General features: G+C 64.8%; 15 protein-coding genes. 6 read left to right on the forward strand and 9 right to left on the reverse strand.

Annotation, left to right across the window (positions count from 1 at the left end; genetic code table 11):
- The first annotated feature begins 197 nt into the window (after positions 1 to 197).
- Entirely contained in the window at positions 198 to 1,829 is a 1,632-nt protein-coding gene (locus J1C47_RS18265) for a peptidoglycan L,D-endopeptidase MepK (RefSeq protein WP_207352228.1), read from the forward strand.
- A 1,110-nt stretch (positions 1,830 to 2,939) separates the two neighbouring features.
- Positions 2,940 to 3,332 carry a Ros/MucR family transcriptional regulator gene (locus J1C47_RS18270; protein ID WP_207352229.1) on the forward strand — a complete coding sequence of 131 codons (393 nt, stop codon included), beginning with the start codon at positions 2,940 to 2,942 and terminating at the stop codon, positions 3,330 to 3,332.
- Positions 3,333 to 3,738: 406 nt separating this feature from the next.
- Here the strand turns inward: J1C47_RS18270 and J1C47_RS18275 are convergent, their stop codons facing one another.
- The 3 genes from J1C47_RS18275 to J1C47_RS18285 form a co-directional block, all read right to left on the reverse strand.
- The gene (locus tag J1C47_RS18275) at positions 3,739 to 4,551 is read right to left on the reverse strand and encodes an SGNH/GDSL hydrolase family protein (protein ID WP_245396658.1); all 813 of its coding nucleotides are present in this window, start codon (positions 4,549 to 4,551) and stop codon (positions 3,739 to 3,741) included.
- Positions 4,548 to 5,741: a phosphoglycerate kinase gene (locus J1C47_RS18280; protein ID WP_207352230.1), complete on the reverse strand. Its 1,194-nt coding sequence runs from the start codon at positions 5,739 to 5,741 to the stop codon at positions 4,548 to 4,550. The genes J1C47_RS18275 and J1C47_RS18280 overlap by 4 nt, the downstream gene beginning before the upstream one ends.
- Positions 5,742 to 5,883: 142 nt before the next feature.
- Positions 5,884 to 7,692 carry a potassium/proton antiporter gene (locus J1C47_RS18285; RefSeq protein ID WP_207352231.1) on the reverse strand — a complete coding sequence of 603 codons (1,809 nt, stop codon included), beginning with the start codon at positions 7,690 to 7,692 and terminating at the stop codon, positions 5,884 to 5,886.
- A 361-nt stretch (positions 7,693 to 8,053) separates the two neighbouring features.
- Between J1C47_RS18285 and J1C47_RS18290 the strand changes: the two genes are divergently transcribed.
- Complete coding sequence (locus J1C47_RS18290) at positions 8,054 to 9,208, forward strand: hypothetical protein (RefSeq protein ID WP_207352232.1); 1,155 nt, start codon at positions 8,054 to 8,056, stop codon at positions 9,206 to 9,208.
- Positions 9,205 to 11,313 carry a carbamoyltransferase C-terminal domain-containing protein gene (locus tag J1C47_RS18295; protein ID WP_207352233.1) on the forward strand — a complete coding sequence of 703 codons (2,109 nt, stop codon included), beginning with the start codon at positions 9,205 to 9,207 and terminating at the stop codon, positions 11,311 to 11,313. Before J1C47_RS18290 ends, J1C47_RS18295 begins: the two co-directional genes overlap by 4 nt.
- Positions 11,314 to 12,062: 749 nt before the next feature.
- Here J1C47_RS18295 and J1C47_RS18300 read toward each other — a convergent pair.
- The 6 genes from J1C47_RS18300 to J1C47_RS18325 all read right to left on the reverse strand — a co-directional run bounded on the left by J1C47_RS18300 (position 12,063) and on the right by J1C47_RS18325 (position 18,671).
- Positions 12,063 to 13,418 (reverse strand): TRAP transporter large permease, encoded by a 1,356-nt coding sequence (locus tag J1C47_RS18300; RefSeq protein ID WP_207352234.1) that lies wholly within the window; start codon positions 13,416 to 13,418, stop codon positions 12,063 to 12,065.
- A 3-nt stretch (positions 13,419 to 13,421) separates the two neighbouring features.
- Positions 13,422 to 14,654, reverse strand: coding sequence for a TRAP transporter small permease subunit (locus J1C47_RS18305; protein ID WP_207352235.1), 1,233 nt, complete (start codon positions 14,652 to 14,654; stop codon positions 13,422 to 13,424).
- 153 nt (positions 14,655 to 14,807) lie between these two features.
- On the reverse strand, positions 14,808 to 15,830 hold the full coding sequence (gene dctP / locus J1C47_RS18310; protein WP_342592012.1) for a TRAP transporter substrate-binding protein DctP: 1,023 nt from the start codon (positions 15,828 to 15,830) through the stop codon (positions 14,808 to 14,810).
- A 522-nt stretch (positions 15,831 to 16,352) separates the two neighbouring features.
- Positions 16,353 to 17,348 carry a BMP family lipoprotein gene (locus J1C47_RS18315; protein ID WP_207352236.1) on the reverse strand — a complete coding sequence of 332 codons (996 nt, stop codon included), beginning with the start codon at positions 17,346 to 17,348 and terminating at the stop codon, positions 16,353 to 16,355.
- Between the two features lie 219 nt (positions 17,349 to 17,567).
- Positions 17,568 to 18,239 (reverse strand): peptide-methionine (S)-S-oxide reductase MsrA, encoded by a 672-nt coding sequence (msrA, locus tag J1C47_RS18320; RefSeq protein WP_207352237.1) that lies wholly within the window; start codon positions 18,237 to 18,239, stop codon positions 17,568 to 17,570.
- 141 nt (positions 18,240 to 18,380) lie between these two features.
- Positions 18,381 to 18,671, reverse strand: coding sequence for a hypothetical protein (locus J1C47_RS18325; RefSeq protein ID WP_207352238.1), 291 nt, complete (start codon positions 18,669 to 18,671; stop codon positions 18,381 to 18,383).
- A 301-nt stretch (positions 18,672 to 18,972) separates the two neighbouring features.
- On the opposite strand from J1C47_RS18325, the gene J1C47_RS18330 reads away from it, so the two are divergent.
- Both J1C47_RS18330 and J1C47_RS18335 read left to right on the forward strand, forming a co-directional pair.
- Positions 18,973 to 19,863, forward strand: coding sequence for a universal stress protein (locus tag J1C47_RS18330; protein ID WP_207352239.1), 891 nt, complete (start codon positions 18,973 to 18,975; stop codon positions 19,861 to 19,863).
- 130 nt (positions 19,864 to 19,993) lie between these two features.
- Positions 19,994 to 22,681: a bifunctional acetate--CoA ligase family protein/GNAT family N-acetyltransferase gene (locus J1C47_RS18335; protein ID WP_207352240.1), complete on the forward strand. Its 2,688-nt coding sequence runs from the start codon at positions 19,994 to 19,996 to the stop codon at positions 22,679 to 22,681.
- Positions 22,682 to 22,760: the final 79 nt, after the last annotated feature.

The raw sequence follows: 22,760 nt of genomic DNA on the forward strand, positions 1-22,760 counted from the left end.
AATCGCTTGCCGGGCCGAACCGATGTGTCGTTCACGCCGCGTTAACGAATAATCGGCATGAAGGACGAGAAAAACTTCGGCATTGTCATTTTCGTGCCGCAGTTCTACGCAAGCTGACGCTGAGAAGAGCGGTTCCGAATGTACGGTCCGACCAGGGGAAGGGTCGGCCGCGATTTTCGGTCGTAGGGGGATGCCAGATGTTCGGAAGAACTCTCGGCGCCGGGCGTACGGCCCTGCGTCTTGCCACCATCGTCGCCGTGACCCTGATCGGGGCTGCGGTCGCGACCGGCGCTGCGGCCGAGACCCGGACGCTGAAATTCTTCAATCTCCACACCCGTGAAAAGGCGTCGTTCGACTTCAAGGTCAACGGCCGCTACGACTCCGGCGAGTTGAAGAAGATCAACTGGTTCCTCCGGGACTGGCGCAAGGCCAAGGCGACGACCATGGATCCGCGCCTGCTCGACCTGATCTGGGAAGCCTATCGCCAGTCCGGGTCGAACGGCTACATCAACGTCATCTGCGGCTACCGCTCGCCGGCCACCAACGAGATGCTGCGTTCGCGCTCCTCGGGCGTCGCCAAGCAGAGCCAGCACACGCTCGGCCGGGCGCTCGACTTCTACATCCCCGACGTGCCCTTGAAGAAGATGCGCGAGATCGGCCTCAAGATGCAGGTCGGCGGCGTCGGCTACTATCCGCGCTCCGGTTCGCCCTTCGTCCATTTCGACGTCGGCAACGCCCGGCACTGGCCGCGGATGAGCCGGCGCGAGCTTCTTGCCGTGTTCCCGAACGGCAATACCGTCCACGTGCCGTCCGACGGCAAGCCGCTGCCCGGCTACAGCCAGGCGCTCGCATCCTACAAGGCGCGCCGTGGCCAGTCCGAGATCCAGGTGGCGAATGCCGGTTCGTCGCGCTCCTCGGGTGGCGGCAAGTCGCTGATCGCCATGCTGTTCGGTGGCGGCGACTCGGCCGAGGCGGCCGAGGACGAAGCCGATGTCGCGGCGCCGACCGAGGCCCCGGCGCGGGCCGCCCCGGTTCAGGCCAAGCCCGAGGCACAGGTGCAGGTGGCAGCGGTGGTGCCGCAGCCGCGCCCGGCCCGCAATCTGCCGGCCGGCGTGAGCGTCCCCGTCGCAGACGGCTTCGACGTCGGCTCGCCGGCCGCTGCGGCGACGCAGGTCGCGACGCTCGAGGCGGCCCGCGTGCCGGTTCCGACCTTCGCGGCGAGAGCCAAGGCGACTCCCGCCGAAACGAACGTTTCCGGTGAAGTGGACGCTCTCGTTGCCGCCCTCGAAGCGCCGAAGCCCGAGACGGTCGCGAGCGGCCAGCTCGCCTTCGCGGTGCCGACCCCGACCGATCGCCCGAATTTCGCTGCGCTGCTGAAGCGCGGCGCCACGGCGGAAGCGCCGGCTGCCGACGACGCGTCGACCGCGCTGAGCGCGCTCGCCGCCGTCGATCGCGGCGCGGTTGCGGCCGTCGTCCCGGCGAACCGGCCGGCGGCTGGAGCGGCGGCGGAGAGCAAGCCGCGGCTGCGCAACGCCTCGTTCTCGAGCGAGCCGAAGCCGGCCCGCAAGCCGGCGCGGTCGGTTGAAATCGCCTCCGACGACGGGTCGATCGAGGCCGAGATCCTTGCCGGAAAGGGCGGCCGGGTCGTCCGTCCGGGCGCCGGCGCCGGCCGGAGCCAGGAGACGATCTCCTCGCGCATCGCCATCGCTTCGCTCACCTCGGCGCCGCGGACTTCGGGCGGCGAATTCGTCGGCCATCCGAGCGGCGAACTCGGCCAGGCGCTTCGCGCCCGCGGCTTCACCCTTGTCGACGTCCGCTACGGCGACTGATCCGGAAAAGCTCCCGGCGAGCATGTCTGCGAGCTGGGCGGCCTGCCGGTGACAGCCGTCGCGCCTGCATCAGCCGCTCTGATACGAGATCCGCTCGGTCAGAACGGGCTCGTATCAAGCCCGCGCGGCGAATGAGCGTCTTTGTTTCCGGCATCACGAAGTGATCTGCCGGAGACCGTATGAGAGGCGGCTTGCCGAAGACTCTCCGGCGGATCGAATCGAACGATACGTCAACGGCCCCGCCTTGCGGCGGGGTCATGCCGTTCGGGCGGAAGCCTTCGTCGGGGCCGCCGTCGCGATGCCGGTGATCGCCGGTCGGCACGCTCTTTCCAACGCCACCGGGCCGATTGCCGGCACGGCACGCCGGGCACTGGCGTTTCCGGGGCCTGCTGCGGGTATCGCCGCCTTCGGCGGACCGCCTCCGATGGATGAAGGGTAGCAGGCGGGGCCGCGACCCGGGGCATTGCGTCCCGCCGGGAATTGCGGTGGCCGCCCGCGACGAAACGTTCCCGTCAAGCCATCGCCATTCGCCCCCCTCCTGCCGCACCGGCACTCCGCCCATGCCACTCCACTGGTCGACCTGACATCGGAGCCCGGTGAGCGCCCTGCCTGCATTGGCGGGCACCGCCCCGACAGCGGCCACGCAACAGACCCTGCGACCGCGACGATGAATGAAAACGTCATCGACGATTTGCGAAAGCTGAATCTCCTCTGCAATTGTTGGCAGCCGACGTAAATTCCAGAAACGAATCAATTAACTTTTGGAAAGACGCCCCTTGGTTGCATGAGCTCAGCGAACGCGACCGGTCTTCGACATGGCCGATCGGCTCTTGCAGCGCTGCTCAAGGTGGATTTTGCTTGTGATGTCCCCCGGTTTTCGAGCCTGCTTGGGCCTGAATTCTGAAAAAACAGAAATTCGCTATTGACAGCAAGTAAATCGGCATAAATACAGGGCAACAAGGCACAGCAATGGTTCTCGTGCTCCCGCGCGCCCAGTGGTGGTCGGCAGTGCTCTCCCGCTCGGCGCGCGAACTAGTTTTATGACACTGCCGTGATATCAAACGATCGGGTGATAAATTGGATCAGATCGAGGCCATCGAAAACAACGAGATGCTCATGGAGCTTACGGCTGAGGTCGTCGCTGCCTATGTGAGCAACAATTCTCTGCCCGTTTCAGAGCTTCCGGCGTTGATCTCGGACGTCTATGGGGCGCTCGGGCGGACCACCTCGGCGCCGGCGGCGCCGCAGGTCGAGAAGCCGAAGCCGGCGGTTCCGGTCAAGAAGTCCGTGACGGACGACTACATCATCTGCCTGGAAGACGGCAAGAAGTTCAAGTCGCTGAAGCGCCACCTGATGACCCACTACAATCTTTCGCCGGAAGAGTACCGCGAGAAGTGGGATCTGGCGGCCGACTATCCGATGGTGGCGCCGAACTACGCCGCGGCGCGTTCGCGTCTCGCCAAGCAGATGGGTCTCGGTCACAAGCGCCGTCGCGGCCGCTGAGGCAACGCGGCGCCGGCCTCGGAGCACGATGCCGAAAAGCGGAATCCGGTTTTCGGACGATATCACGCGCATTCAGCAAGAAAGTGCAGGGGTAGGAGCGAAGCTTGCCTCGTCCCGCACTGAAAAGCGCGGCGCCCGGCGCCGCACGAAACGCAGGACCGCGTCGACCGCTATCTCGTCGCCCTGATTGCGCCCTCCGGCGCTGAAGGGCGCGTCGCATCCGATGCGGCGGCATCGTCGTGAAGGACTTGAGGCCCGGCGGGTTTGCCCACTGGGCCTTCGTCGTTTCGACGTCCGGCGATCCCGGCACCTCCCGACATCGCAAGCCAACCGGCGGGACCTGCGCATGGCAGGCACAGGCGACGTCCGGCCTGTGCGAGGATGAACGTCACCACCAGACCCGGCGTCAGGCGCGGCCGAGCACGTAGTTGACGAGGTGGTTGGCGTAATAGGCGTAGCCTTCTGCCGAGGCGTGGAAACCGTCGCGGGAAAAGCCCGCCGGTTCGACGCGGGGCAGGGTGGTCGCGACGATCGCGCCGCGCTCGGCGCAGAGCCGCGCGCCGATCTTCCGGACGATCCGGGCGCGCAGTTCCAGGACGTAGGCGAGGCCGCGCGGCAGCGCCGGGACGCGCTTCAGGTCCACCGGCGGCGACCAGACGATCCGCGCCTCGGGCCACTTTGCCCTCAGCGCATAGAGAAGCCCGCCGAAACCCCGCTTGAAGCGGCGCCCGCCATGGAAGTTCTTGGCGTCGTTGGTGCCGATCATCAGGACGATGTGGGTGAACGCCTCGCGGGCGAGATTGGGCACCACATGGTCGCGGATCTCCGCCGAGACGGCCGAGTTCGCGCCGACCGCACGCCAGAACACCGGCAGGCCGGTCAGTGCGACGATCCGCTCGGCGAGCTTCGGCCCGAGCGAATCGTCGATCCGCTCGACGCCGACGCCGGCCGCCGAGGAATCGCCGATGACGAGCAGCCTGACGGCCGCCTCGCGGGCCGCCTCCGGGCCCAGAAAGCCGCTGGTCCGGCCGGCGGGCGGACGCATCCGTTCGATGCGGCGACGCGCCTGGACGCCCTGCCAGACATAGACCGGCAGGAGCAGCCAGGAGACCAGGCCGGTCTTGAACGACGCGGCGAGCCCCCCGGGGTCGAACTCGCCGGAGAGATCGCGGAGCGAGCCCGGTGGACCGCCGGAAAACTCAGTCTGCGGTGTCATCATGCCTTGAGGACCTCGACGCCGGGCAGAGACTTGCCCTCCATCCATTCCAGAAATGCGCCGCCTGCCGTCGAAACATAGGTGAAATCGCCCGCGACGCCAGCCTGGTTGAGGGCCGCGACGGTGTCGCCGCCGCCGGCGACGGAGACCAGCCCGCCGGCCTTGGTCAGCTTCGCGGCATGGCGGGCGGCGGCGGCCGTCGCCGCGTCGAAGGGCGCGATCTCGAAGGCGCCGAGCGGGCCGTTCCAGACCAGCGTCTTCGCCCCGTCGAAGCATGCCTCGATGGCCTCGACGCTCTTCGGGCCGGCATCGAGGATCATCGCGTCCTGCGGCACCGCGGTCACCGGCACCACCTCGTTTGCGGCGCCCGCCTTGAATTCGCGGGCAATCACCGCGTCGACCGGCAAAAGAATGCGGCAGCCGGCCTTCTCTGCCGCCGCCATGATCTGGCGGGCGGTGTCGGCGAGGTCGTGTTCGCAGAGCGACTTGCCGACGGCGACGCCGTTCGCGGCGAGGAAGGTGTTGGCCATGCCGCCGCCGATCACCAGCGCGTCGACCCGGGCGACGAGATTTTCGAGAAGGTCGATCTTGGTCGAGACCTTGGCGCCGCCGACGACTGCCACCAGCGGCCTTGCGGGGCTGCCGAGGCCCTTTTCCAGCGCCTCGATCTCGGCCTGCATGGTCCGCCCGGCATAGGCCGGCATGTGATGGGCGAGGCCCTCGGTGGAAGCGTGGGCGCGGTGGGCGGCGGAAAACGCCTCGTTGACATAGAGGTCGCCGAGCTTGGCCAGCGCCGCGACGAAGTCGGGATCGTTCTTCTCCTCGCCGGCGTAGAAGCGGGTGTTTTCCAGAAGCAGGATCTCGCCGTCCTTCAGGGCCGCGACGGCGGCCTCGGCCACCGCGCCGATGCAGTCCTCCGCGAAGGCGACGGGCCTGCCGATCATCTCGGCAAGGACGGGAACGATCGGCTTCAGCGACATCTGGGCGTTCGGCTTGCCCTTCGGGCGTCCGAAATGCGCCAAAAGCACGACCCGGCCGCCCTTCGTCGCGATCTCGCGGATCGTCGGCAGCACGCGCTTAATGCGGGTCTTGTCCGTGACGAACGCGTCCTTCATCGGAACGTTGAGGTCGACGCGCAGGAGCACGCGCTTGCCCTTCAGGTCGGCGTCGTCGAGGGTCTTGAACTGCGTCACGGAAATTCTCCTCAAGGGTCTGTCGGGCGAGCGGGACGGGCGCCCGGCGGGCACCCGTTCGACGCTCACATGGTCGGTCGGCGTCCGGCTTCGTAGCCTTCCCGGCAAAGAGCGTCCAGACGAGGCGCCGCGGACGAGCCTGTCAGTCGTTCCTGCCCTTCGCCCCGACCAGCCGGCGCAGCGCCGCGACGAAGTCCCGGCGGCTGAAGAACAGCGGGATCTGGCTGCCGCGGCCGCTTTCCGGCACCAGCGACAGGCCGGCGGCGACGACGGCGCCGTCGAGGCCGGTCTGGCGGACGATCAGCTCCACCGGCGCGGCGGCGACGCGGTCGCCATATTCGGCCTCGCCGCCGAGCCGGGCGACCATCAGCTCGGAGATCGTCATCGCCGCCTCGTCCGGCTGGAGCCGCACGCCGTAGGCCTCGGCAAGGCCGATTGCCTTGGCGCCCGGGTCGACCGAGAACTCGCCAAAGAATTCCGCATCGTCGGGGCTGACCTGCGCCGGCCGCGCGAAGAGCCGGTCGAGCAGCGGCGGATAGCGCGGCGAGAGAAACAGGAAGACGTAGTCGCCGGGCTTCAGCCGCCCGGCATATTGATAGGCCATCGAGCGCCCCTCGCGGATCACCAGCGACGGCCGCGCCCAGCGCGGGATCCGCTCGCCGCGGGCGACCGGGCTTCCGGCGGCGACGCGGTAGGACAGGAGCTCGTGGTCGGGATTGCCCGGCAGTTCGAGCTCGTATTTCTCGATGACGCCGGTGCGCGGCGGCACCACGAGGCCGAGGCGCCGCGCCACGGCGGCGATGGTCCAGCCCTGCACCAGCAGCGAGGCGAGGACGATGATGAAGGCGGTGTTGAAGAACAGCCGCGAATCGTCGAGCCCGCCGATCAGCGGCACGATGGCAAGCAGGATCGAGACGGCGCCCCTCAGCCCCACCCAGGAGACGAAGGCCATCTCGCGGCGCTGGAAGTCGAAGGGCAGCAGGCACAGCCAGACGGCCAGCGGCCTTGCGACGAAGATCAGGAAAGCGGCGAGCGCCAGGGCCGGCCAGAGGATGTCGGCGAACTGCGACGGCGTCGCCAGAAGCCCGAGGATCAGGAACATGACGATCTGGGCGAGCCAGGTCAGCCCGTCCTGGAAGCGCTTGACCGCGGCGGTGTTGGAGAGCCCGGCATTGCCGGCGTAGAGCCCTGCGACATAGACGGCGAGGAAGCCCGAGCCGCCGAGCGCCCCGACCGCCGCGAAGACGCAGAGCGCGAGGCTCAGCGTCACGATCGGCAGCAGCCCCTTGTCGATGGCGAGCCGCCGGATCACCCCGGCGATGGCCATGCCGCCGAGAAAGCCGCCGAGAAGGCCGATCGCCATCTGCGCCAGAAGCCCGAGCGCCACCTCCGCGCCGATGGCGTCGACGCCCGACCCGGCGCGGATCGTCTCGACCAGCGCGACGGTCAGGAAGATCGCCATCGGATCGTTGGTGCCCGATTCGATCTCCAGCAGCGAGCGGACGCGGTCGCGGATGGTGATGCCGCCGACCCGCAACAGGAAGAACACCGCCGCCGCGTCGGTGGAGCCGACGATGGCGCCGAGGAGCAGCCCCTCGACCAGCGGCAAGCCGAGGAGGAAGGTCGCGGCGACGCCGAACAGCGCGGAGGTCAGCAGCACGCCGAGCGTCGCCAGCGTGATCGCCGGCCCCGCCGCCTGGCGGAAGGCCGAGATGCGGGTGCCGAAGCCGGAATCGAACAGGATGATGGCGAGCGCGATCGTCCCGACGAAATAGGCGAGCCCGGCATTGTCGAAGTCGATGCCGATGCCGTCGACCCCGGCGAGAAGGCCGATCGACAGGAACAGGAGCAGCAGCGGGGCGCCGAACCGGAAGGCGAGCAGGCTGGAAAAGGCGGCGACGACGATGAGGACGGTGCCGACGAGAATCAGGACATACAGGGATTCCAGCATCGGCTGCGGCGGGTCTCTCGGTCTGGCGGGGATGGGGCGGCAGCCGCGCCGCCGGGAGAGGATCTAGGGGAGTTCGGGAGGATGGGTACAGAAGGTGTGGGAAAAAGAAACGAGCGGGTGTGGGGTTTGGGTAGCGACGCTAAAGGACTATGCGCAGATGTCGGCTGGCTTTTAAATTCTGATCAATCGAGTCGGCACTAAGACCCCTGTGCCAGCACAGCCGCTGAAGCCACTGACGAGTTCCATTACGGTCGAGCATCGAATGCCCGTGTTAGAATTTTTTTTGCGACGCGCTCAATTCGATCGTTGCCGATGTCTCTGCATTTCGCTTATTGTGCTCATTAAAGGGCAAGGTATTTAGATGGCTACACCCAACGCACCCGGAATATTTCTTATTGCCAATTCAATATTCCCTTACGGCTATGATGCAGTAAAAATACTAGCGTTACCTAATGGTTCTAGATATAGAGCGCGATTTGATCAGCATTTTGTTTCGGAACAGGTGAGAAGAGATTTTCATGGTCTGAAACAGAGAAAAGGAAGCTATTGCTTCAGAGATTATGAGAGCGGTTTAATAATTCCCCTCAGGAATATCACAATTGACGAAATATACCTTGTCGGATCCGTGTTTTATATTGGATACTCCGTAGACGAGATTTACGAGTTCCCGCAGGATGAGGAGCGTCTTGAGGGACAGATAGCTGAGTTCAACGAATTACTGCGAAAAAGTGTTAAACTAAACAACGATGCTCCAGGAAGAGATTTATACCCACTCGTGCTGATGGCCAATGCCGAGGTTAGATTCTCCGACGATGTTGAGACAATTAAAGAAGAGTATGACCAACAAATAAGGAGATGGGCTTCTATAGTTAGGCGTCTAGGTAAATTTAAATACTTGCAGTATGTACCTTTCCCTAGGGTCGTAGGAATTAGAGTGCTGAATAAAGGGGGATTCCAAAAAGTCACAAATAACATGACTCTCGTGGGTAAAACCGACTATGAATTGCAATTGATGCACATGCTACAGTCGGACTCTTCTATTCCTCACAGTATAAACGAGAAAAGAACTGATCGAGAAGATAAATTCAAAGAAAGGGCATCATACGAAATAATGATAGTGGGTGAATCTGCGGTATTTTCTCTGCAAAGACCTAGCGCCAGGATGACGGGATCGTATGATGTTAATACATTTGTTTTTCGTACTGCAGACATATCAAGTCGCATACCGGCTCACTTAACAATCGATTATGGGGAGAAGCCGGATAGTCTCGATAGATTAGACACATCTCTCAACTTTTTTGTGTACGTTAAGCCATCGATTAGATTTCCCATAATTTCGATAGTGGGCCTTTTCGTATTCGGTGCGATATATATGATCCCCAACGTATTGCCGACGTTACTACAGGGGGATAACTTTTCGGCGAGAACCGTTCAAGACCTCTCTCTTGTTGCAATCTCGCTGACTGCTTTCGACGTAATCGGTAGAATTAACAAATTTATCTTGAGCCGAAAATGATTATCGCGGGTTGTAATCAGGCCTACACCTCGTACTCCAAATCGCTGCCCGATGGCGGCATCGCGGTTATCCAAAACAACAATCTATCATTTGCCATTGCTGAAGATCGTTTGACTCGTAGGAAGGGGAGTGGAGGGTTCTCGGCAGCGCTAAATTACTATAAAACAAATATTGCAAAGCGTGGCGAAATATTTGACGATTTAGTTTTGTCCTCTTGTTGCGACTACTCGACATCTTTTATATTTGGGAACCTTCCGAGTAAAAAGATTACAAGATGTGGTCACCACCGCTCCCATGCGCTTGGAGCTGCCGCGTGGTCAGGCTTCAACCGGGCAATAGTGCTTGTCATGGATAGCGGAGGTGACGTTCTTGAAAGTGTTGTTGATGGTAAATGGTGGCTGTCTAAGAGAGAGCAGCACAGCATTTTCCTGATTGACGGCAATGAGATCCGGTTGCTCGCCAGACACGCTGAGGATCCTGGTGCAATTGGTTTCGGCGAGATCTTCCGCGCGATGACATACTTTCTCGGCTGGCACGGCGCACGTTACGCTGGAAACACTATGGCTGCGGCAGCACTGGCGCCTGTCAGAAATCAATTATCAGGATTTCATTTCTTTGAACATTCCGGTACTGAGTTTGTTTTTCCTTTGGGCAATGACCCAGAAAAAAATGGGAGATTAATTAACGACCTTTTAGAGAAAAACAATATCTTTGGCTTCGATCAAAGGGCGCCCGACAGTCCGTTCAGTCCAAAGCATTTCGGAATAGCCGCGTGGCTCCAGTCAGAACTTGATAGATATGTTGAGCTAATCGCAGCCCAGTATTGTGCTATGTATGAAACTGAGAATTTCATTCTCTCAGGTGGCGTTGCCTACAACTGCGTATCGGCAGGGAGGCTTCAAAAGAAGTACCCACGGTTGAATGTATTTGTTCACCCAGCTTCAGGCGACGTTGGCCAGTGCCTCGGCAATGCCATCGACGGGTATTTACGCAGTACGGGCAAGATCTTACGGTTGCCAAAACAAGGTGTAGATTTGGGCGGAAAATATCGGATGTCTCCACAGCGGAAGACGCGGATGGCCGCACTTTCTACGTCAGATTGCGACGATCCAAGGTTCACTCACCTCTCTCTAGCGCTAGCGGCGGGTAAGGTTTGTGCTTTGTTCAATGGCCGAAGCGAATTCGGGCCTCGGGCACTGGGTTTTAGGAGCATATTGGCGGACGCTACATATCCGGTCTCACGTGCTCGACTGAATGAAATTAAGTCTCGAAATTACATGATGCCGGTCGCGCCCGTAGTACGAATTGAAGACGCGGCTGTTTACTTTGATATGGCTGGCGCTTCGCCTTACATGGCAAAAACTGCTCCAATTCGAGATAATTACAAAAATATTATTGCATCTTGCTCGCAAGGTCATGGTTGGGCTCGCGTTCAGACCGTGTCACGGGCTGAAAATGAAGCTTTACATCGAATCCTTTCTGCGTTTTCGAGGGCGGGTCGCGTACCAGTGTTACTCAACACAAGCTTAAACGGTCCGGGGGAGCCAATCGTTGAAAGTATAGACGACTTATTGAGTTGGTGCGAGCGCATTCACATTGATTTCGTTTGGCTCAACGGTCGGCTTTATACGATGAATCCTGCGAAGGCTGAGGCGTTCCCGTTCTCCCGATCTAAGTTCGCTGAACTGATAGACTCGAACTATGACCCTATTGAACTGCAAGAGCGTTTGGAGATTATTTTTCCACACATTGCGGTTCGGAAACGTAGGCGCTTGTTGCTTCGTTCGGACTACGTACGTTGGGTTCAAGAGGGTAGGAAGACAACGACTGTTCGTTTTCGGGCTGGTTGCGTTGAAGTCCCCGCGGAAACATCTCTGCCGCTTTTCGCGTCCAACCGATTTGAAAGCTTTGCTGAAGGTGAGACACTAGAAATAGGAGAAGTCTTTTTCACGAGGGCTACATATAAGCGGTTTTCGGAGCTCGACGAGGGTGACGCAGTGGCCGATGGATTTCGTTCTGAGGCCGAGTTGAAAAATACGCTCCAACAAATTTATCCAGCGCTTACCGGCGAAAGCATGGTATCTATCTTTGACATATCCATTTGATACGGAAAGGATTCTATTATTTGGCGTCGGTAAGTCTTATAAAATCTTATGAATGTTAATGAAAGTGTAATTGCACGCCCAGACCCCGGCGGTGTTGCGGCAATTTATGCAGGTGGCCGCTGTTCTGTTTTAGCTTATGACAGCCTAATATGCTGTCCCTGAAGAAAGATATCCCCACCCCCTCGCGCCGCCCGTATGATTCCCCGACCGCCGGCTCACGGAACGGGCACGAATGATCACCGGGATCGTTCGGGGGCCGGCGGGCGGTGTCCGCGGCGGTGCGCTCTTCCGGAGGGTGCCCGTCCCGGACGGCTGCGAGGCGCCGCTGGCCCCTCCTCGACTATGCGGGGGGTGCGGATCGGTCCGCTTGACCGGAGGCATTCGGGAAGCGCCAGCCGCCATCGCGACGACCCGTCCCCGCCGCGGCAGCGGCGGGGTGGCCTTGAAAGGCAGCGGGTGGAAGCGATGCATTCGCAAGGCCGTGAGCGCACCGCGCGGGATGCCGGAGGCGGACCGTAGAAACAAAAGTTCGGAGGGTCTGCCTCCGGCATCCCGCCGCCCGCCGACAGGAGCGAGGCGGGCGAAACGACGCTCCATCCCTTCGCGGCTTCCCGCCGGCGGGGCGGTGTTCGCGCGTCCATCGCCCAAAAGGCCCGCCGCCAAAAGGCGGAAGGCCTCTTCCCGACGCGCTGCCTGCGGCGGGCGCTCCCGGCGCGAGGGTAGAGGGGCGGGACGATACGGCCGCCGTCCTAGCCGTACACCGCCTCGGGCAGCCAGGTGATGATCTCGGGGAAGACCATGCAGAGGACGAGGCCGGTGAGCTGGATCAGCAGGAAGGGGATCGCCGCCTTGAAGATGCGGGTCATCGGGATTTCCGGCGGGGCGACGCCCCTCAGATAGAACAGCGCATAGCCGAAGGGCGGCGACAGGAAGCTCATCTGCATGTTGACGAGATAGAGGACGCCGAACCACAGCACCAGCTCGTCCGGCCCGTCGAGACCGAAGCTCGCCGCGCCGAGCTGCTTGATGATCGGCACGAAGATCGGCACGCAGAGGAGCAGGATGCCGACCCAGTCGAGGAACATGCCGAGGAAGATCAGGATCAGCTGCATGAAGATCAGGATGCCCCACGGCCCGAGACCCATGCCCTGCATGGCGCCGGCGACGAACTGCTGGCCGCCTTCGAGGACGTAGAGGCCGACGAAGATCGTCGCGCCGAACATGATCCAGATGACCATGGCGGTGGCCTTGAGGGTGGTGAGGCAGGCGCCCTGCACCGTCGGCCAGTCGAGCTTCCTGTGGATCGCCGCGACGATGAAGGCGCCGAAGGTGCCGATGCCGGCCGCCTCGACGGGCGTCGCGACGCCGGAGAAGATGACGCCGAGGACGACGACGATCAGCGCGATCGGCGCCGACATCTTCGACATCACCCGCACCTTTTCGCGGAACGAGATGCGCTCTTCCGGCGGCGCCGGCGGCCCGAGCTCCGGATTGATGTAGGAGCGGGCGACGACGTAGAGGACGTAGAGGCCGGAAAGGAGGAGGCCCGGAAACACCGCGCCGATGAAGAGTTCGCCCACCGACTGTTCGGCGACGACCGCGTAGATGATCGCGAGGATCGACGGCGGGATCAGGATGCCGAGCGTGCCGCCGGCCATGATCGAGCCCATGGCGATCTCGGGATTGTAGTGCCGCTTCAGCATGGCGGGGAGCGCGATGATGCCCATCGTCACCACCGCCGCGCCGATGACGCCGACCATCGCGGCGAGCACCGTCGAGGCGATGATGGTGGCGGCCGCGAGCCCGCCCTTCACGCCGCCGAGCACCTTGTAGATGACGTCGAACATGTCGTTGATGATGCCGGCCCGTTCCAGCATCGCCGCCATGAAGATGAACAGCGGGATTGCCGAGAGCTGGTAGTTGGTCATCAGCGGGAAGATGCGCGACGGCACGATGTTCAGCGTCTGCCAGTCGCCGAGAACGAACAGGAAGACGCAGGCGAGCCCGCCGGTGACGAAGGCGAGCGGCAGGCCGGCCATCAGAAGCAGCAAGAGGCTGCCGAACATGATCAGCGTCAGCCAGCCGATTTCGATTTCGAGACCCATCGGTCAGGCCTTTCCGGGAGAGCTGGGGACCCCGGTCGCCAGGGTGCGGAAGTCCTGGACGAGCTTGGCGACGCCCTGGAGGAGAATGAGAAAGGCGCCGACGACGATCGCCCATTTGAACGGCCAGTAGGCGAGCTGCCACTCGGTGAAGGAGACCTCGTCGACCCGCGTCGCGTCGGCCGCGAAGATCCAGCCGGTGACGAGAAGCACGCCGGCGAAGATGAAGAAGAACACCACCGTCAGGATGTCGGCGAGGGCTTTCCGCCGTGGCGACAGCGGCGCGTAGAAGACGTCGACGCGCACGTGGCTCTCGGTCAGCATCGCATAGGCGCCCATGATCAGGTACTGCATCCCGAACATGAGATACATGCCCTCGTGGGCCCAGTTGGTGGGCGAGTTGAAGACGTATCGCGCGACGACTTCGTAATAGTAGACGAAGACGGCGATGACCGCCCAGTAGGAGACGAATTCGCCGGAGTAGAACGACAGCCTGTCGATCCAGCCGGCCCAGCCGGAGGAGACGGTGGCGCGGTCCTTGAGGAACTCGCCGGAGAGTTCCGGCAGCGGTTCCTCGTCCTCCCCGGCCTTGTCCGCCAGCCGCGCATTGGCGCGGCGCACCAGCACCGGCAGCAGGAGGGCGTCGATCGCCATCAGGACGAGGATCGCGGCGAAGGCGACGAAGGCGACGGTCTCCCAGAACGCCCGGTCGCCGCCCGCCCGGTCGGCGATCGCCTGCTGTTCGGCAAGGTCGGCGCGGGCGGCCTCCACCCGGTCGCGGGCGCCGGCGAGGCGGCGCTCCTCGCGCTGCAGCCGCCGTTCGGCCGCCTTCTTGGTGAACGAGCCCTCTTCGGCCGCCGCCACCTGGCTCCGAAGGTCGGCGAGCGACCTGTCGGCCTCGGCGAGCCGCGGCTCCTCCCGCTCGATCGTGCCCTTCGAGACGCGCACGATGTTGGTGGCGTTGGAATAGTCCGCGCGGGCCTCGCGCTGATGCGCGTTGGCGAAGAGGATCGCGCCGAAGAGCGGCAGGAACAGAAGGCCCCACAGGATGCTCTTCAGGTAGAACCGATGCAGCCCCAGCATCCCGCCGGTGACGAGGACGAAATAGGCGAGGGGAAGGGAGTAGAGGCGTCTGCCGCCGCCTCGCCCGCGCCGCGCCATGATCATCGCGACGACGGGGAAGGCGACGAGCATCGCCCAGTACAGCCAGTGCGGCAGTACGAAGGTCAGGCTCGGCATCGGGGTCTGTCCTGGGTGGGAAGAGGCGGGCAGGTCCTGCCCGGAAGATGCGCGCCGGCAGTCTTCCATGCTCCGGCTGAAACGGGAGGGCCCGCTTCTGGAGCATGGCGCGCGGCCGGCGCGCCGGATCGGTCACTCGCAGTCGCCTGCCGGTCAGAGGTTGGTCAGCTCCAGCCCCTCGAGCAGGCTCGGCTCGACATAGCCCAACGACCCGGACTGCATGTAGTCGAGCTGGATCTTGAAGATCCGGGCGGCATTCTTGTCCTTGTTCGCCCAGTTGAACCAAATCGGCACCGCGACCTCGGTCATCAGCGCGACGTCGTCCTGGGTCAGGCGGGTCACCTCGGTGCCGTCGGCCTCGAACTTCTTCCAGGCCTCCTGATTGGCCTTCTGGATCGCCGCATGGTGCATGTCGGAATAGACGTGCGTCTCCATCTCGACGAACTGCTTCATCTCGGGCGACAGCTTGTTCCAGGCGTCCATGCCCACCGTCAGGTCCATCAGGTCGACCGGCTGGTAGAGCGACATAAAGCCGGGAGGGCCCATCGAGATGTATTTGGTCACCTGGCTGAAGCCGAGGGCGTAGTTCACCGCCGGGCCGGTATAGTCGGCGACGTCGATCGTGCCCTTTTCCAGCGCCGGGAAGATCTCCGAGCCGGGCAGGACGGTGGTCTTGGCGCCGAGCGCCTGGAACACCTCGGCGACCATGCCGCCGGGCAGCCGCATCTTGCGATCGCGGAAATCGTCGATCGAGCGGATCGGGACCTTGGAGTGGATGATGTTGGCGTCGTGCTGGATCGGGCCGACGAAGTGCATGCCCTGCGCGGCATAGAGCTCGCGGGCTATCTCGAGGCCGCCGAGGCCGTAGTAGAAGGTGTCGAACTCGTGCGGATTCCTCAGGCCGAGGGGATAGGAGGTCAGGAAGACGGCCGCCGGGATGATGCCCTGCGCATAGATCGTGAACGGATTGACGGCTTCGAGCACGCCGTTCTTCACCGCGTCGAAGAGCTGGAAGTCGCCGACCACGTCGTTCGCGCCGAAGGGCGTGAATTCCAGCTGGCCGGAGGTCTTCTCCTTGATGCTCCCGCACCATTCCTTGAAGGTCTGCAGCCCGATGCCGCCGGGCCAGGACGTCTGGACCCGCCAGGTGGTCGTCTCGCCGGCAGCGCGCGCCACGTGCGGTGCTGCAAGCGTTGCCGCAACTGTTCCTCCGGCCAGAACGGATCGGCCGAGAAACGCCCTGCGATCAATGTGTTGCTTCGCCAATATCGCCTCCCTTTACAACGATTCGAAGCGCGTCTCCTCCCGGCTTCGACATCGATGATCGGAGAGTAGAGGGATATTCGTGGCGAGCGCAACCTCGTTTCGACTGAGGCGCGTCGAATCGTTGTAGGAGAAATAGTCAGACGGAATGAAAAACCCGGCCGAAAGGTCTGGCGTTGCAGGGCGGCGCGTCTGCGGACCTGCGGACCTGCGGACCTGCGGGGCTGGGGGGGCGCCGATCCTGCCGCCCCGCCGCCGGGGCGCCCCGGACGCGCGAAAAAGGCGCCGCCGGACCTGCCGGCGGCGCCTCGAAATCGGACGGGAGCGCCCTGAAACCCTATCCCGAAACGCGATCGAGTCGCCGCAATTCCGGACGCTCTGCGCGCCACATCAGGCGGAACCGACCGGGGCCTTTCGGCCGCCGGCCGCCGCTCCTCAGTAGGGGCAGCTCGAATCGGTCGTGTAGTCGTGGACCTTGATCTTGCCGGAGATGATGTCCTGTTTGGCGGTTTCCGCCGCCTGCTTCATCTCGTCGGTGATCAGGTCCTTGTTGTATTCGTCGAGGGTATAGCCGACCCCGTCCTCCTTCAGACCGAGGGTGACGACGCCCGACGTCCACTTGCCTTCCTTGGCATCCTCGAACGCGTCATAGACGGCGTTGTCGACGCGCTTGACCATCGAGGTCAACACGTGGCCGGGGAACAGCGCGTCCTGGTTCGAATCGACGCCGATGCCGTATTTGCCGGCGTCGGCCGCCGCCTGCAGCACGCCGATGCCGGTGCCGCCGGCGGCATGGAAGATGACGTCGGCGCCCTTGTCGATCTGCGCCTTGGCGAGTTCGCCGCCGCGCACCGGATCGTTCCAGGCAGCACCCGTCGTCCCGGTCATGTTCTCGTAGACGGTGGCGTCCTTCGCCACAGACTTCACGCCGCCCTTGTAGCCGCAGCCGAATTTCGAGATCAGCGGGATGTCCATGCCGCCGACGAAGCCCACCTCGTGGTCGTCGGACTTCATCGCCGCGAGCACGCCGACAAGATAGGAGCCCTCTTCCTCCTTGAAGAGGATCGAGCGGACGTTCGGCAGGTCGACCACCGCGTCGATGATCGCGAACTGCGTGTCGGGATATTCCTTGGCGACGGCCTCGAGCGCCGCGGCCTGGCTGAAGCCGACCGAGATGATCGGGCTTGCGCCGTCGCGGGCGAAGCGGCGCAGCGCCTGCTCGCGCTGGGCGTCGTTGACGATCTCGAACTCGCGATAGTCCGTTCCGGTGTCCTTCTTGAACTTCTCGGCGCCGTTATACGCGCCTTCGTTGAAGGATTTGTCGAACTTGCCGCCGAGATCGTAGAGGATCGCCGGCTTGAAGTCCGCGGCCGAAGCGGCGGTGGCTGACAGGAGGGTGGCGGCGAGTAGTCCGGCCAGGAAGTGTCTCATCGATGTCTCGGTCCCTGTTGGCGAGAGAGCTCGCGGGGTTTCGCGTCGCGAGGTGGAGCCTCGCCTGCGCCCGACGGCGGGCGGCGGCAGACCCCGCGCCGCCGGTGACAGTGGCACGGCAGCCGCCGCGTTTGAAGTGAAATTGCAGCCGTCGAAAAAACGGGCCGGGGAAAGCCTCAGCCTTCGCCCGACCCGATGAGACGGATCCGTTTCGCCCGGTCAGGCGGCCGGGACGTTCTCCACGCCGACGGGGCAGGAGATGCCGGTGCCGCCGACGCCGCAGTAGCCGCCGGGATTCTTCGCGAGATACTGCTGGTGGTAGTCCTCGGCGTAGTAGAATTCCGGCGCCGGCAGGATTTCGGTGGTGATCGTGCCCTTGTGGCCGGCCTTTGCGAGGGCCGCCTGGTAGCGCTGCTTCGAGGCCTGTGCGGCTTCGGCCTGCGCATCGGAAGAGGTGTAGATGCCGGAGCGGTACTGGGTGCCCATGTCGTTGCCCTGGCGCATGCCCTGGGTCGGGTCGTGGCCTTCCCAGAAAAGCTTCAGCAGCCCGTCATAGGAGATCACCTTCGGGTCGTAGACGACGAGCACGACCTCGTTGTGCCCGGTCTGGCCGGTGCAGACCTCCTGATAGGTGGGATTGGGCGTGACGCCCGCCGCATAGCCGACGGCGGTGACGAAAACCCCCTTGGCCTGCCAGAACTTGCGCTCGACACCCCAGAAGCAGCCCATGCCGAACATCGCCGTTTCCAGACCGTCGGGGAACGGACCCTTCAACGGCTGGTGGAGCACGAAATGCTCCGAGGCGGTCGGGATCGCCTGGCTGCGTCCCGGCAGGGCCTCGCCGGCTGCCGGCAGCTTCATCTTCTTGGAAAACATGTCGAGAATGTACATGGAACCTCCTTCGGGAGCAGGTCGGACCGGCGGGCGGCGGAGCCTGTCGCGGCGGATGCCTCCCGCGCCGGCGACGATCCCTCGCGCCTCAATGTCGGGCGCACAGCCGTCTCGTTCAAGCCGCGCGGCCCGGCCGCCCGATCAGGGTGTGCGGCGAAGGCTGCGGACCCGACGTCGGCCGCGGTGGCCGAGGAGCAGGAGAACGAAGCCGATCGCGCCGCAGGTGAGCGACATCGACCACGTGCCGACCACGGCGATCGTGCGACTGCCGGGGGCGGCGCTCTGGAGGACGAGCCCCATGGAGGTGAGGGCCTCGTCGATGGTGACGAGCTGCGTCGCTTCGTCGGCGAGCGAACGGGCGATGTCGCCGACCGCAAAGACGATGCCGACGGCAAGGACGATCAGGCCGAGAGCCCTGAACAGAAGATGCAACGATTCGATCCTTCTTCGATGCGGGTGCGTTCGGGCGGTCGATGGCGATGCGACGGAACGACCGACCCGCGAAGACCCGCAAGAAGTGCCGGATCGTGCCACGGATGCCAAGGCCTCGCCGCCGTCTGCCGCCAGCACCCGGCGCGGGCAATGGTGGCGAGGCGGGGCGACGGCGCCGGTTTCCTGGCTGGTGCCCGGCGGCCGAACCGCGCGCCGAAACGCACGCTTGACTTCGATCAAGACGGAGCGTCGCATGGACCTGCTAAGTCCTCCGGCGAACACGATCACGGGAGATGCGGTCATGGCCATGCGAAGCGAAGCCAACCTTGAGACGGAAGCGCGGACGCATGCGCCGGCGGCCGCCATCGCCGATTTCGCGGTGTTCCTGGCCGGCGGAGACGCTGACGAGCCGGCGATCGCCTATGCCGAGACGCTCGCGAGCGGCTTCGGTGCGCATCTCGACTGTCACCTCCTCAACCACATCCCGGTTCCGATCCTCGCGACCGCTCCCGGGTCGGAGGTGCTCGCCGCGGAGTTCGCCCGGCAGGGCGAAGCGGTCGGCGACAAGCTGGAGGCGGCCCTGCGCCGGCGTCTCGAGCGGGTCGCCGTCCCGTGGGAACTGCGGCGCTCCGACGGAACGCTCGGCGAACTCGCCTACGCGGTCGCCCGCCAGAGCGGCCTCGTCGACGTCGTCGTCCAGTCGCAGCAGTCGGTGACGCAGGCCAAGGACATGTCGCTGTTCGAGGCGATCCTGTTCGAGGCGCGCGCGCCGGTGCTTCTGGTGCCGCCTTCCGCCGCCGAGCTGAACGCGGTTCCCGCCACGGTGTTCGTCGCCTTCCGCGACACGCCGGAATGCGCCCGGGCGATCGCCGCGGCGCTGCCGTTCCTGAAGCGGGCCGACCAGGTGATCCTCGCGAGCGTTGCCGAGGAGGGCGCGGCCGAGCAGCGCGGCCTCGAGCCGATGAACGACATGGGCCGCCATCTCGCACGCCACGGCGTGGCGCTGGAGATCCGCGAGATCGCCGCCTGGAAGAGCCCGGCGGAAGGCCTGCTCAAGGAGGCCGAAGCGGTCGGCGCGGAGCTTTTGGTCGCCGGCGCCTATGGGCATTCGCGGCTGAGGGAATATCTTCTCGGCGGTGTGACGCGGGAACTGATCCGCCATGCCGCCCTGCCGATGCTGATGGCCCACTGAGGGCGATCACCGATCATCTCCGGCGCGGGAAGGCCAGCTCTGACGGTCTTTTCGCCCGGGCACCACGGGGAGGCGACCGACATCGACGCGAGGCGGGCGGGGAGGGCCCGTCGGAGAGGAAGGGATCGCCATGAGCATCCGGAACTTCGACGCCCTGTTCCGCCCCCGCTCGATCGCCCTGATCGGCGCGAGCAACAAGCCCGGCTCGGTCGGCAACGTGATCGCCCGGAACCTCCTTGCCGGTGGCTTCGTCGGCCCGGTGATGCTGGTAAACCCGCACGAGACGACGATCGAGGGCCAGCCGGTCGCCAACCGCATCGACCGGCTGCCGCAATGCCCGGAGCTTGCGATCGTGGCGACACCGGCCGCCGCGGTACCGGGCGTCGTCGCCGAGCTCGGCGAAAGGGGCTGCCGCGCGGCGGTCGTCATCAGCGCCGGTCTGAGCAGGCCCGGCCGGACCGGCAAGCCGCTGTCGCAGGAGATGCTCGACCACGCGTGGCCGCATCTGATGCGCATCGTCGGCCCGAACTGCCTCGGCCTGATCTCGACGCCGGCCGGAGTCAATGCGAGCTTCTCGCATCTGATGCCGGCGCCCGGCGACATCGCCCTCGTCAGCCAGTCCGGGGCGATCGCCACCGCGATCCTCGACTGGGCGGCCGAGCGCCGGATCGGCTTCTCGCACGTCGTCTCGCTCGGCGACATGAGCGACGCCGACTTCGGCGACCTGCTCGACTTCCTGTCGACCGACCGCCACACGCGCGCCGTGCTGCTCTATGTCGAGAACATCACCTTCGCCAAGAAGTTCATGTCGGCCGCGCGGGTGGCCTCCCGCGCCAAGCCGGTGCTGGTCATCAAGTCCGGCCGCAGCGCCGAGGGGGCGCGGGCGGCGCAGTCGCACACCGGCGCGATGGCGGGATCCGACCTCGTCTACGACGCCGCTTTCCGGCGCGCCGGCGTCCTTCGGGTCGCGGCGCTTGAGGATCTGTTCGAGGCGGCGGCGATGCTGAGCACCGGCATCCGCATCGGCGGCGACCGGCTGGCGATCCTGACCAATGGCGGCGGCGCCGGCGTCCTCGCCGTCGACTGGCTGGAGTCGCTCGGCGGCCGGCTCGCCGAGATAAGCGAAGCGACGCGCGCGCGCCTCGACGCGGTTCTGCCGCCCACCTGGTCGCGCGGCAACCCGGTCGACATCATCGGCGACGCGACGCCGGAGCGCTATCGCGCGGCCCTCGACATCCTCGTTTCCGACCGCGCCGGCGACGCGGTGCTGGTCATCAACTGTCCGACGGCGGTCGCCGACAATATGGCGGCGGCAAAGGCAGTCGTCGGCGTCGCCAAGGCCCATCCGCGCTTTCCGGTACTCGCCAACTGGCTCGGCGGTATCACCGCCGGGCCGGTGCGCGCCGAACTCGCCCGGGAGCGGATCCCGAGCTTCGAGAGCCCGGAGGACGCGGTTCGCGCCTTCACCCACCTCCTCGACTACCGGCGCAACCAGGCGATGCTGATGGAGACGCCGGCCGCCGGCGTCATCATCCGTGCGCAGGAGGTCGCCGACGCCAACCGGGTCATCGACGGCGCGATCGCCGACGACCGGACGACGCTCAGCGAGTGGGAGGCGAAGGAGATCCTCCGCCTCTTCGGCATTCCGACGGTGCCGACGCATTTCGTCGAAACGCCGGAGGCGGCAGCGCGAGCGTGCTCGACCCTCGGCGGCGCGGGCGTCCTGAAGATCGTCTCGCCCGACATCACCCACAAGTCGGACGTCGGCGGCGTGCGGCTCGACATTCCCTCGGCCGCGGCGATGCTCGACGCCGCCGAGACGATGATCGCGGCGGTCGGGCAGGCCCGGCCGGGCGCCCGCATCGACGGTTTCACCGTCCAGCCGATGGTCCGGCGCAGCGACGGCCACGAGCTGATCGCCGGCATCGCCCGCGACCCGACCTTCGGGCCGGTGATCCTCTTCGGCCGCGGCGGCAAGGAGGCCGAGATCATCGGCGACCGGGCCGTCGGCCTGCCGCCCCTGAACTCGGCGCTGGCCCGGCAGACGATCGAGCGGACGGCGGTCGCCAAGCTCCTGCAGGGTTTCCGCGACGTACCGCCGGTCGACATGGAGCGGCTGACCGACACGCTGGTGCGGCTGTCGGAACTCTCGGTGCTGCTGCCGCGGGTGCGCGAACTCGACATCAATCCTCTGGTCGCCGACGAGAACGGCGTGATCGCGCTCGACGCCCGCATCGCCGTCGGCGCCTCCGCCGGCGGCGCCGGTCCCGCACCCGCCATCCGCCCCTATCCGCGCGAACTCGAGCGGGACATCACCCTGCGCGACGGCACCGTCTTCCGCCTGCGACCCATCCGGCCGGAGGACGAAGCGCCGCTCGCCGCAATGGTCATGGCCTGCGAGCCGGAGGATCTGAGGCTCCGCTTCATGGCGCCGATGAAGGCCTTCCCGCACGAGACGGCGGCGCGCTTCACCCAGATCGACTACGACCGCGAGATGGCGCTGATCGCCGTCGGCCCGTCGGCCGCCTACGGGGAGGGCCCGATCTACGGCGTGGTGCGCATCGTCGCAGATCCCGAGAACGAGGCCGCCGAATTCGCCGTCCTCGTGCGCTCCGACATGAAGGGGCGCGGCCTCGGCTACACGCTGATGTCGGCGATCCTCGATCATGCGCGTGCCCGTGGGCTGTCGCGCATCTACGGCGAGATCCTGCGCGAGAACGTCGGCATGCTGAAGCTCTCCCGCGACCTCGGCTTTTCGCCGGAGGCGACGGCGGACATCACCGACGTCGCGCATGTGTCCCTGCGGCTGAAGGCGTGAAAGAACATGGGGATGGGCACGGCGCGGGCGGCCGATGGCGAAGTTGCCGGCAGGCGTCGCAGACGGCCGGTGCCGCGCC

It is taken from the genome of Jiella sonneratiae (assembly GCF_017353515.1).
Classification (GTDB): Bacteria; Pseudomonadota; Alphaproteobacteria; order Rhizobiales; family Rhizobiaceae; genus Jiella; species Jiella sonneratiae.

Bases quoted from the DNA above. Each gene is read 5' to 3' on its own strand.
- J1C47_RS18275 (WP_245396658.1), bottom strand. From the start codon at position 4,551: ATGATGACACCGCAGACTGAGTTTTCCGGCGGTCCACCGGGCTCGCTC.
- J1C47_RS18285 (WP_207352231.1), bottom strand. From the start codon at position 7,692: ATGCTGGAATCCCTGTATGTCCTGATTCTCGTCGGCACCGTCCTCATC.
- J1C47_RS18305 (WP_207352235.1), bottom strand. From the start codon at position 14,654: ATGCCGAGCCTGACCTTCGTACTGCCGCACTGGCTGTACTGGGCGATG.
- J1C47_RS18315 (WP_207352236.1), bottom strand. From the start codon at position 17,348: ATGAGACACTTCCTGGCCGGACTACTCGCCGCCACCCTCCTGTCAGCC.
- J1C47_RS18330 (WP_207352239.1), top strand. From the start codon at position 18,973: ATGGCCATGCGAAGCGAAGCCAACCTTGAGACGGAAGCGCGGACGCAT.
- J1C47_RS18300 (WP_207352234.1), bottom strand. From the start codon at position 13,418: ATGGGTCTCGAAATCGAAATCGGCTGGCTGACGCTGATCATGTTCGGC.
- msrA (WP_207352237.1), bottom strand. From the start codon at position 18,239: ATGTACATTCTCGACATGTTTTCCAAGAAGATGAAGCTGCCGGCAGCC.
- J1C47_RS18270 (WP_207352229.1), top strand. From the start codon at position 2,940: ATGCTCATGGAGCTTACGGCTGAGGTCGTCGCTGCCTATGTGAGCAAC.
- J1C47_RS18335 (WP_207352240.1), top strand. From the start codon at position 19,994: ATGAGCATCCGGAACTTCGACGCCCTGTTCCGCCCCCGCTCGATCGCC.
- J1C47_RS18290 (WP_207352232.1), top strand. From the start codon at position 8,054: ATGGCTACACCCAACGCACCCGGAATATTTCTTATTGCCAATTCAATA.
- J1C47_RS18265 (WP_207352228.1), top strand. From the start codon at position 198: ATGTTCGGAAGAACTCTCGGCGCCGGGCGTACGGCCCTGCGTCTTGCC.
- J1C47_RS18295 (WP_207352233.1), top strand. From the start codon at position 9,205: ATGATTATCGCGGGTTGTAATCAGGCCTACACCTCGTACTCCAAATCG.